The organism is Leptothrix toolikensis (SeqCode) (genome assembly GCF_057922285.1).
This window is the reverse complement of sequence record NZ_JBYSVC010000085.1, coordinates 1-9,614: the sequence shown is the minus strand read 5'-3', so window position 1 is coordinate 9,614 and position 9,614 is coordinate 1. Positions and strand designations below refer to the sequence as shown.

The 9,614-nt window shown below is 61.9% G+C and carries 12 protein-coding genes and 1 pseudogene; 7 read left to right on the top strand and 6 right to left on the bottom strand.

The window, feature by feature from the left end; genetic code table 11:
- The 4 genes and pseudogenes from rpsA to lapB all read left to right on the top strand — a co-directional run.
- Positions 1-174: pseudogene (rpsA, locus tag AC3VI7_RS10880) on the top strand (30S ribosomal protein S1); the annotation flags it as partial.
- A 53-nt stretch (positions 175-227) separates the two neighbouring features.
- Entirely contained in the window at positions 228-521 is a 294-nt protein-coding gene (locus AC3VI7_RS10875; protein WP_489671517.1) for an integration host factor subunit beta, read from the top strand.
- A 12-nt stretch (positions 522-533) separates the two neighbouring features.
- The gene (locus AC3VI7_RS10870) at positions 534-884 is read left to right on the top strand and encodes a lipopolysaccharide assembly protein LapA domain-containing protein (protein WP_489669179.1); all 351 of its coding nucleotides are present in this window, start codon (positions 534-536) and stop codon (positions 882-884) included.
- Positions 874-2,028, top strand: a complete 1,155-nt coding sequence (lapB, locus tag AC3VI7_RS10865; RefSeq protein ID WP_489669201.1) for a lipopolysaccharide assembly protein LapB — start codon at positions 874-876, stop codon at positions 2,026-2,028. The genes AC3VI7_RS10870 and lapB overlap by 11 nt, the downstream gene beginning before the upstream one ends.
- Here the strand turns inward: lapB and waaC are convergent.
- Positions 2,022-2,999, bottom strand: a complete 978-nt coding sequence (waaC, locus tag AC3VI7_RS10860; RefSeq protein ID WP_489669178.1) for a lipopolysaccharide heptosyltransferase I — start codon at positions 2,997-2,999, stop codon at positions 2,022-2,024. The genes lapB and waaC overlap by 7 nt on opposite strands.
- Positions 2,987-3,643: a DUF4254 domain-containing protein gene (locus AC3VI7_RS10855; RefSeq protein WP_489669177.1), complete on the bottom strand. Its 657-nt coding sequence runs from the start codon at positions 3,641-3,643 to the stop codon at positions 2,987-2,989. The genes waaC and AC3VI7_RS10855 overlap by 13 nt, the downstream gene beginning before the upstream one ends.
- A 103-nt stretch (positions 3,644-3,746) precedes the next feature.
- Here AC3VI7_RS10855 and rfaE1 point away from each other — a divergent pair, with 103 nt between their 5' ends.
- Together rfaE1 and rfaD are read left to right on the top strand one after the other, a co-directional pair.
- Positions 3,747-4,721 carry a D-glycero-beta-D-manno-heptose-7-phosphate kinase gene (rfaE1, locus tag AC3VI7_RS10850; RefSeq protein ID WP_489669176.1) on the top strand — a complete coding sequence of 325 codons (975 nt, stop codon included), beginning with the start codon at positions 3,747-3,749 and terminating at the stop codon, positions 4,719-4,721.
- Positions 4,718-5,713 (top strand): ADP-glyceromanno-heptose 6-epimerase, encoded by a 996-nt coding sequence (gene rfaD, locus AC3VI7_RS10845; protein ID WP_489669175.1) that lies wholly within the window; start codon positions 4,718-4,720, stop codon positions 5,711-5,713. The genes rfaE1 and rfaD overlap by 4 nt, the downstream gene beginning before the upstream one ends.
- Before the next feature lie 24 nt (positions 5,714-5,737).
- Here rfaD and AC3VI7_RS10840 read toward each other — a convergent pair whose 3' ends face one another.
- On the bottom strand, positions 5,738-5,941 hold the full coding sequence (locus tag AC3VI7_RS10840) for a hypothetical protein (RefSeq protein ID WP_489669174.1): 204 nt from the start codon (positions 5,939-5,941) through the stop codon (positions 5,738-5,740).
- A gap of 185 nt (positions 5,942-6,126) precedes the next feature.
- On the opposite strand from AC3VI7_RS10840, the gene AC3VI7_RS10835 reads away from it, so the two are divergent.
- Positions 6,127-6,441, top strand: coding sequence for a ComEA family DNA-binding protein (locus tag AC3VI7_RS10835; RefSeq protein WP_489669173.1), 315 nt, complete (start codon positions 6,127-6,129; stop codon positions 6,439-6,441).
- Between the two features lie 63 nt (positions 6,442-6,504).
- Here the strand turns inward: AC3VI7_RS10835 and AC3VI7_RS10830 are convergent, their stop codons facing one another.
- The 3 genes from AC3VI7_RS10830 to AC3VI7_RS10820 form a co-directional block, all read right to left on the bottom strand.
- Positions 6,505-7,707: a patatin-like phospholipase family protein gene (locus AC3VI7_RS10830; protein WP_489669172.1), complete on the bottom strand. Its 1,203-nt coding sequence runs from the start codon at positions 7,705-7,707 to the stop codon at positions 6,505-6,507.
- An 11-nt stretch (positions 7,708-7,718) separates the two neighbouring features.
- Positions 7,719-8,234 (bottom strand): hypothetical protein, encoded by a 516-nt coding sequence (locus AC3VI7_RS10825; RefSeq protein ID WP_489669171.1) that lies wholly within the window; start codon positions 8,232-8,234, stop codon positions 7,719-7,721.
- A 90-nt stretch (positions 8,235-8,324) separates the two neighbouring features.
- The coding region (locus AC3VI7_RS10820; RefSeq protein ID WP_489671516.1) for a helix-hairpin-helix domain-containing protein at positions 8,325-9,614 on the bottom strand (1,290 nt) is incomplete at its 5' end.

Genomic DNA, 9,614 nt, shown 5'->3' with positions numbered 1-9,614 from the left:
GCGATCATCGTCAACATCGACCGCAAGACCCGCTCCATCCAACTGTCCATCAAGGCCAAGGATGTCGTGGAACAGCAAGAAGTGATGCAACGTTTGGCGGCCGATAACCGCGAAAACGCCGGCACCACCAGCCTGGGCGCGCTGCTCAAGGCCAAGTTTGATCAGAACCATTGATCTGACTTGAACGCTGTGCAAGAAGAAGCTGCCTTGATCACCTCGGTGTTGTCATGACCCGTTCTGAGCTGGTTGCTTTGCTGTCCGACGAGTTCGGACAGCTGCCTCATCGTGATGTCGAGCTGGCTGTCCGGGCCATGCTCGAGGCGATGGGGGATGCGCTGGCCGAAGGCCATCGCATCGAGATCCGGGGCTTTGGCAGCTTCTCTGTGACCCACCGCCCTTCGCGTGTGGGTCGCAATCCTCGCTCGGGTGAGCAAGTGACTGTCCCTGAGAAACGGGTACCGCACTTCAAACCGGGCAAAGCTTTACGCGAGGCCGTCGATTCGGTCGAGACGGCCGGCTAAAATCGCCGCGCCATGTATCTCCTAACTTGGCTCCTTCGAGCCTTTTTGTTTTTTGTCCTCTTCGCCTTCGCCATGAACAATGGGCACGAAGCTGAGCTGAAATGGTTCTTTGGCTTCGAGTGGCGATCTCCCATGGTGTTCATTGTCTTGACGGTCTTTGCCGTCGGCTGTGTGCTGGGCGCGTTGGCGATGCTGCCGAGCTGGTGGCGCTTGCGTCGATGTGTGCGTGAGATGGAAGCTCGTGGCGATGCGGCTCCGAGCATGATGCCCGCCATGACAACGGCCAAGGCCAAGACAAAGGCAGCCGCTGAGGCGGTGGCTCGCCCCCCTGTTCTGGAGCATCCGCCCCGTGATGGACTTTGATTTCCAGTGGCTGCTTTGGGCGTTGCCAGTCACCTTTGGGCTGGGTTGGTTGGCTTCTCGGCTGGATGTACGCCAGTGGCGTCATGTTCAAAACGATGCGCCGCAAGCCTATTTCAAGGGGCTGACCTTGTTGCTCAACGAGCAACAAGACAAGGCCATTGACGCTTTTATCGAGGCCGTTCAGCACGACCCCGGTTCCTCTGATCTGCACTTTGCCTTGGGCAATTTGTTCCGCCGCCGGGGTGAGTACGAGCGTGCCGTGCGGGTGCATCAGCATTTGGTCATGCGCGGTGATTTACCCGCTTTCGAGCGGGATCGAGCGCAGTTCGCCTTGGCGCAGGACTATCACAAGGCTGGTTTGTTCGACCGTGCCGAGTTGGCCTTCAAAGCCCTTGAAGGCACCGACTTCGCCACCGAAGCGCGCTTGGCCACGTTGACGTTGCATGAGCGCGCCCGCGATTGGAAGTCGGCCATCGAGGTGGCGCGTAGTCTGGAGTCGGTCGCTGGCGGCTCCTTTAGCTCACGCATCGCGCACTACGCTTGTGAGCTCGCCCTAGAAGCAGATGCCCGGGGTCAGCCGCAGGAGGCCGAGACCGCTTTGGCCCGGGCCCGGGAAGCTTCCGCGCAATCGCCCCGGCCCTGGGTCTTGGCGGGCCAGCGCTTGGCGCGTCAAGGCCAGCATGCCGAAGCCCTGACGCTCTGGACGCCTCTGATGACGATTCATCCGGGCGTTTTCTCGGTCATTGCCCGCGATTACGGTGCGAGTGCCAAAGCCTGTGGTCAAGAAGATGTGGCGCGCGAGTGCTTGCGTGCCGTCCAGCGCCAGACACCCTCGACCGATGTCTTGGCCGCGCTCCTCAAGCTCGAAACCGATCCGGTGCAGCGCCGCGAGATCTTGCACGAGCATTTGCAGCTCCATCCCACCTTGACCGCCACCCAAGCCCTGTTGCGTGAAATTGGCTTGGGCCCTTCAGCGCAGCCCGATGAGGCCTTGGCGATTCAGCAAGCGCTGAGCGAGGCCTCCCGGCCTTTGCAGCGCTATCGCTGCGCCGCCTGTGGCTTTGAGGCGCAGCAGTACTTCTGGCAATGCCCCGGCTGCCAAGGCTGGGACACCTACCCGCCGCGTCGGCTGGAAGATCACTGAGCCGGGTGAGCTGCGGCCCATTGCGCTTGCAGCGCGCGCATCACGGCTTCAAAGCTGGGCCGCTGGCCCTTGCCGCCGAGGCTGCTTACCTGCCCTGAGCCCGTGACTCCGGCCAAACCGGGTTCGTGGTCGCAGTAAATGCCTAAAGTGTCGATGCCGTAAGCCGCACCCAAATGGGTGAAGCCGGTGTCCAAGCCGATGATGTGCTGGCTGCCCGCCAAGACCGTGGCCATCTCGCCCACCTTGAGGAACGGCGGCACCGCGCCGTCACAGCCTGCGGCAATGCGCTGGGCCATCGCTTCTTCCTGCGGACTGCCCCATAGCACCACCGGCTGCCAGCCCCGTGCTTGCAGGGCATTTCCCACAGCGATCCAGTCGGCCTCGGGCCAGAATTTCTCTGGCCGGCTGGCGCAGGGGATCAAGGCGGCATAAGGCCGATCTGGCCGCCAAGGCGAGGTCGGCAGGGGCGAATCGCGCAGGCCGAAATCAGGCTTGGATTGCGCGTCGAGGGGGTAGCCGAGCAACTGCGCGGTCAATTGCCGGCAGCGCGCTACCGCCTGCTGTGGCCGGGCCACGTGGGCGGTGTGGCGATAGAAAAGCGCAGCGAGCGGCTCGCGCAAACTGGCGCGATCAAAGCCGCCCATGGGGCCATGCGCTTGCAGGCCCCACATCACGCTCTTAAGCAGGCCTTGCATATCGATCACAAGGTCGTAGGGCTCGCGTTGCAGCTCGGTGCGAAAGGCCTTGATCTCGTCCCACGTTTTGCGCTGGCCGAGCTGGTGCCGCCATTTGCGCCACGCCATCGGCAAGACGCGGCGCACACCCTTGTGCAAGGCCGGCAAGGCCGCGAAAGGGCGCTCCACCACCCAGTCCACGGTCAGATCGGGGACTGCGCGGTGCATGTCGGTGATGGCGGGCAGGGCGTGGACCACGTCGCCCATCGACGAGGTCTTGACGATCAGGATGCGCATCGTTGCTCGGCCACCAAGGCCGGGTTGAAGCGCGCATCGTTATACATCTTGAATTGGCGGTAGACCTTGAAGTAGGCCAGCCCGGCGCGGCAATCACGCAGCAGGGCATCCAAGCAAGCCGCCAGATCGGTGCGCTGGGTGAGCAGGCGCTCCAGCTTGATGCGGCTGCTGGCAAGGTGCTCGGCATCGACATCGCTGCGTAGGCACTGGGCGCGCATGGCATGGATCTTGAGCGCCATGATCGAGAGCCGATCCATCATCGCCCCAGCGGTCTCGCTGTTGAGGTGAGCGGTCGCGGGGGCTTGAGAAACTGGCGCATCGGTGCGTGCCGAGGCTGCATCGACCAAGCCCAACTCAATCAGCAGCAACTCATCAACGCGCTCGGTGGCGTCGTTGCGGGCTTGGTTGAAGCCGTCGATGGCGCGTTTGTTGGCAGCGATATCGCTGTCGCTGACCCGCGTGCGTCGCGCCAGATCTTCTTCAGCCCAGAGTAGGCTGTTGAAGCGATGGTTGGCGCTGATCCAGTGCCAGACGTTGTCTGGGGCCAGCGACGGGCTGGGTGCAGCTTGAGGCCACGTGTGTTGGCTGAGCAGGGTGTCGTGCAACTCGACAAGGGCCGCAGCGGTGACGGCAGGTTCGTTCATAGCGTTTCCATCAGGGCAAAAGCGCGGGCCCAAAGCCCCGACCCATATGCCGAGGTGGCAAAATGGCGCGCCGTTTTGGCGCGATTATCGCTGTCTCCGAGCCATGTCCTCCTCTGTTCTTCTCACGCCCGAACGTCTTGCCCAAGCCCGTGTGCTGGTGGTGGGTGATGCCATGCTTGATCGCTACTGGTTTGGCTCGGTCGATCGCATCTCGCCGGAAGCCCCTGTGCCGGTGGTGCGTGTCACGCGCGAAGAAGAGCGCCTCGGTGGCGCGGCCAACGTGGCCCTGAACGTCAAGACGCTCGGCGCGCAGTGCACGTTGCTGACGGTGGTCGGTGACGACGAGCCGGCCCGTCGTTTGCGTCAGTTGCTCGAAGAGCAGGGCGTGAGCACGGTGCTGGGCCGTGATCCCAAGCTCTACACCATCGTCAAACTGCGCATCATTGGCCGCTCACAGCAGCTCATGCGGGTCGATTTCGAGAATCAGCCGGAGCACGAAGTGCTCCAGCAGATGTTGACCGATTACGAGCGTGTGCTGCCCGACTTTGACGCCGTGCTGTTCTCTGACTACGGCAAAGGTGGGTTGACGCACATTCCGCGCATGATTGAGTTGGCCCGTGCGGCGGGCAAGCCCGTGTTGGTCGATCCCAAGGGCAGCGATTACAGCCGCTATAAGGGTGCGACGACGCTCACACCGAATCGTGCTGAATTGGCGCAGGTGGTGGGGCAGTGGCGCGACGAGGCCGATTTGCACCGCCGGGCGCACGCGCTGCGCGAAGAGCTGGGTTTGGCGGGGTTGGTGCTGACGCGTTCTGAGGACGGTATGTCGCTGTTCGATCTGGAGGGCCACGATCCGGCCAAGCTTGCGCATCAGCATGTGCCGGCCCAAGCCCGCGAAGTGTTTGACGTCACGGGTGCGGGGGATACGGTGATCGCCACGCTGGCTGCCATGCTGGCGTGTGGGTTGGGTTTGCGCGAGGCTTTGCCGCTGGCCAACCGGGCTGGCAGCATCGTGGTGGGCAAGTTCGGCACCGCCAGTTGCAGCTATGAAGAACTGTTTGCCAAGGAGACAACATGAGAATCGTGGTGACCGGCGCCGCCGGGATGATCGGCAGCAATCTGGTGCATGGCTTGAATCGGCTCGGGGCCAAGGAGGTGATCGCGGTCGATGACCTGACCGATGGCCCCAAGTACCGCAATTTGCTCGGTGCGACCTTGACCGACTACTTCGACAAGGACGAGTTCTACAGCCGCTTTGCCGCTGGCGAGTTGGGCAAGATCGACGCGATCTTGCACGAGGGCGCTTGCTCCGACACCATGGAGCACAACGGCAAGTTCATGCTGGAGAACAACTACCGCTGCTCCAAGACTTTGCTCGACGCCTGCTTGGCGCAAGGCACTAGGCTGCTCTACGCCAGCTCAGCGGCGACCTATGGTGGCAGCGACACCTTCCGCGAGGAGCCCGCTTTTGAAGCGCCGCTGAACGTCTATGGCTACTCCAAGCTCCTTTTTGACCAAGTGGTGCGGCGCTATCTGCCCACGGCCTCCAGCCAGATCGTCGGCTTTCGCTATTTCAACGTGTACGGTCCGCGCGAGCAGCACAAGGCCCGCATGGCCAGCGTGGCGTTTCACCACTTCAACCAGTTCCGCAGTACCGGCCAAGTCAAGCTGTTCGGCGAGTACAACGGCTACGCTCCCGGCATGCAGTCGCGCGATTTCGTCTTTGTGGATGACGTGGTGGCGGTGAACCTGTGGTTCTTGCAGCATCCTGAGCAAAGCGGCATCTTCAATCTTGGCTCAGGCCGTGCCCAGCCCTTCAACGATGTGGCCCATGCGGTGGTGAACGCCTGTCGCAAACAGCAAAGCCAGTTCAGCTTGAGCTTGCAAGAACAAATCGAGCAAGGCTTGGTGAGTTACATCGACTTTCCCGACGCCCTGCGCGGCAAGTATCAGTGTCACACCGAAGCCGATCTGGCCCGCCTGCGTGCCACCGGCTGTGATCACGCTTTTGCCGATGTGGCCACGGGCGTGGCGCAATACGTTGCATGGCTGGCGGGGCAGCCGGGGTGAGTTGGTGAGCGGGTTGTGGGCGGGCTACTTCCCGCGCCACTCCCAAAATAGCCCGAGGCCGAGGCCGATGAGGGCGATGGGCAGGCCGATCATCCACTGCATGTCTTCGCTCTCGACATAGGTCATGACGGCCCAGACGGCCCCTACGGTGGGCAGGCCGCAGAGCAAAAAGCGCCACGAGGCCATCAGGGCACCAAAAACAGCGATCACTTCGATGATGATTTCCATGCAGGCCTCATGCTTTGCTTAGAGTGGGCTTTGGATCATAGGACAGGCATATCCCCATTTAAGAGCGCCATATCCCTCTTTTGGGTGAGATCCGTGGCGCTCACCTCGACCTACAGTGAAGCCAACCCTCACACCCCCCAAAGAGGTACAGGGTTGGTTGAAACTGCAACGAGTCGGAGGACATGATGAAGCTGAAATCATGGTTACTGGGCCTGGTGTTGGCACTGGGCATGGCGGCGGCATGGGCCGGGGTGGATGTCAACAAGGCGACCCAGTCGGAGCTGGAGTCGGTGAAGGGGGTGGGTCCGGCGTTGTCCGGGCGCATCCTGACTGAGCGGCAAAAGGCGACGTTCAAGGATTGGCCGGATCTGATTGATCGTGTCTCAGGGGTGGGCAAGACCAGTGCTGCACGTTTGTCGGAAGCCGGGTTGACGGTGGGCACGGCCACCTATGTGGCCCCTGCGGTGGTGGCCAAGGCCGGCAAGACACCCCAGAAATAAGTCAATAGACCGCCGCGTGCATCGCGCATCAGGGAGGGCGGTCTCTCACGGGCCTGTGCTGTGTCAACAGCCGGGCCCGTTTTCTTGCCAGCCAAAAAAGGCTTCGATATCCGTGCGTCGGGCTTCGGCGTCACGTTCACCCATGCGGATCAGCTCACGGGTGTATGAGCTCTCAAAGAGTAGATAACTGGCCAAGGCCGTGCCTGTGCCGATGTTGGCCCCCTTGGGGCGTGTCACACCGGCGGTGCGCAACAAAGCGCGCATGGTGCCCGGCAGGCTGCTCAAATGCTTGGCGGCGATGTCATCAAGTCGCTCACTCGGGGCCATGATCAGCGCTTGGATGGGGCGCAGCGGAGTGCCTATACGTGCTTCGGGTGGGATCAGGTCAAGGGTGGTGTTGATGCGCTGTAAGCGCTCAATATCTACCGCCAGCGAGTCGAGAAAGATATTTGACAGCGCATGGCCCGCGACTTGGGCCACGCTGGGATAGCTCGATGAGCTGGGTACATGGCGTTCGATGGGCTCTTCGAGTCGGCCTGAGCCGATGACCATGATGCGTTCCGCCCCCAGATGGATGGCTGGGGCAATCGGTGCGACTTGGCGCATCGCCCCGTCGCCAAACCATTGTTCATCCTCGGGGGTCGTTAACTTGATCGCTGGGAATAAGAAGGGAATCGCTGCCGACGCCAGCAGGTGTTGGCATGACAGTGCCGTGCGCATGGCGATGCGCTGCGAACGCGCCCAAGGAGCAATGGCGTGCAGGCTGTCGTAGAAGGTGACGTGCAGCCCCGTGGTGTAGCTGGAGGCGGTGACAGCGAGTGCGGTCAGATGGCCCTTGGCGAGCATCTCTGGTACCCGCTCCAGTCGGGTCATGCGTTGCAGGAGTTCCGCCAACGGCTGGTTGTCAAGCAAGGAGCGTGGCTGGGTCTGCGACCAGCGCGAAGCCAAGCCCCAGCCGGGAACCAGCATCATCAGCCAAGGCAAGCCGGTACGCAGTAAACCAAGGGCATCGGTACGGTAGACCTGCTCGGCGTGGATGTTTTCCCAGACCTGGGTCAAGGTGTCGAGCGCGGCATCCCAGTCATCGGCCTGACCCGCCAAGGTGGCTGCGTTGAGTGCGCCCGCCGAGGTGCCCGAAATGATGCTGAAAGGCAAATTTCGGGGCTGCTTTGGACGGCGCGGATCAGGCCGAGGGGCCATGTTGGCCACAGCCTTGAGAACACCGACCTGATAAGCCGCGCGTGCGCCGCCCCCCGTCAGGACCAAGCCAATCTATGTCAATCGCGGTGCTTGCCACCGTGGTCACCATGACCACGCTCGCCGCGATCACCCCGATCACCGCCTTCGTCACGTCGTTCTTCACGATCATGGCTGCGGTGCTCACCGTGGCGGCGTTCTTCTTGACCACGGCCCTGTGCTTGAGGTGAACCGCCCCGCACATTGGCGTCATACCACTGGTCTTGAACGAAATAGACCGGCTGATTGCAGGCGTGGTATTCGCGGCAATGGCGTTTCCAATTGCGTTGATGGGCTGGCGGCACCCACATGTAAACCGGCTCGGGGGCCTGAACTTGGCGTTGTTGGGGCTGCTGTTGCGGCGGCGGCGGGGCCATGATCACCACCGGAGCGGTGTTGATCACGGCGGGGCGTGAGGTGTTGCCGATGTCAATGCGGCCATAGACACCGGGTTGATTGACCTGCACCGAGACGCCCACATCGGTGGCAGCCCAAACGTTAGAAAACCCGGCCAAAGCGACCAGTGCGGTGCCGAAGATGGCGATACGGTGATGCATAAAAACTCCTTTAGGTTGAAACCTAGGCCCATAACGGTTGGTGCGGCCTGCACGCCGACTTCGGCCCAAGCCGACTTGTTGCATAGCGTGTCAAGAATGCACGTTATCCGGGCTGCCAGCGTAAATCAACTGAGCTGACTCCTCACCTTGTTGGGCCCATTGTGACCACAGAGCCAAGGCGGCATCGCTGGGATAAAAACGTGAAGCGACGCCCAAGTCCAGCTCGGCCACGGCGCTGGGGCGGCGCACCAGCACTCGGATGGCTAGCCCTTGCACCACCTCGCCCTGATCGCTGATTTGGTGTTTGGCGGGGTGATCGCGCAAGATGAGATCAAAGGGCGGTGGGGTACTTTCTGCGCCAAGGCTCAGGCGCAAGTACTGGCCGTGGCGGCAACGGGCATCGGCCAAACTCCAGACTTGGTGGATGTTGAAGCGCCAACCGCCCGAGAAGCGATCAGGTTGGGCGCGGCCTTGGGCCACGATCAGTTCATCGTCCTTCAAGAGCTGGCCTGCGCTGTTGAGCAAGTCCTCGTTGATCACTGACTCAAGCGTGCCGCTGTGGTCATCGAGCTTGAACAGCGCCACCTTGCCGCGCTGACCGTTGACGATGCGCAGATCCGTGATGATGCCGGCCAGCATCTGCGGCTCACGCGTGTCGATCACGTCCGCTACCGCACGTTTGGCAAATTGGCGCACTTCGGCGGCGACTTGGTCGAACAGGTGGCCGGAGAAGTAATAGCCCAGCGCCACCTTTTCGTGCGTCAGGCGGGTTTTGACATCCCAAGCGGGGGTTGCCACGTAATCCGGCTCACGGGTGGAGCTGCCATGGTCGTCGTTGCCAAAGTCAAACAAACCGCCTTGATCAGCATGCGCGGCTTGGGTGTCGGCGTATTCAAAGGCCAAGCTCAGACTGGCCAGCAATTCAGCCCGGCCGTCGATGTTTTTGGGGTGAATTTTGTCGAAGGCACCGGCTTTGATGAGCGCGTCCACCGCCCGTTTGTTGATGCTTTTGCGATCCACCCGTGCAGCGAAATCGAAGATCGAGCTGAAAGGTCCACCCTCGCTGCGGGCGCGGATGATCGCTTCGATCGCGCCTTGGCCCGTGCCTTTGACGGCACCCAGGCCGTAGCGGATGAGCTTGTTGCCGGCCGCGCCCGGGGCGGGCTCGAAACGGTAAACGCCCAAGTTCACGTCGGGGGCTTCGAACTCGACGTTGAACTTGAGCGCGTCTTCGCGCAGCACTTTGAGCTTGTCGGTGTCGTCAAGCTCAATGGTCATGTTGGCGGCGAAGAACTCGGCCGCGTAATGCACCTTGATCCAAGCGGTGTGATAGGCCAAGAGCGAGTAGGCGGCGGCGTGCGACTTGTTGAAGCCGTAGCC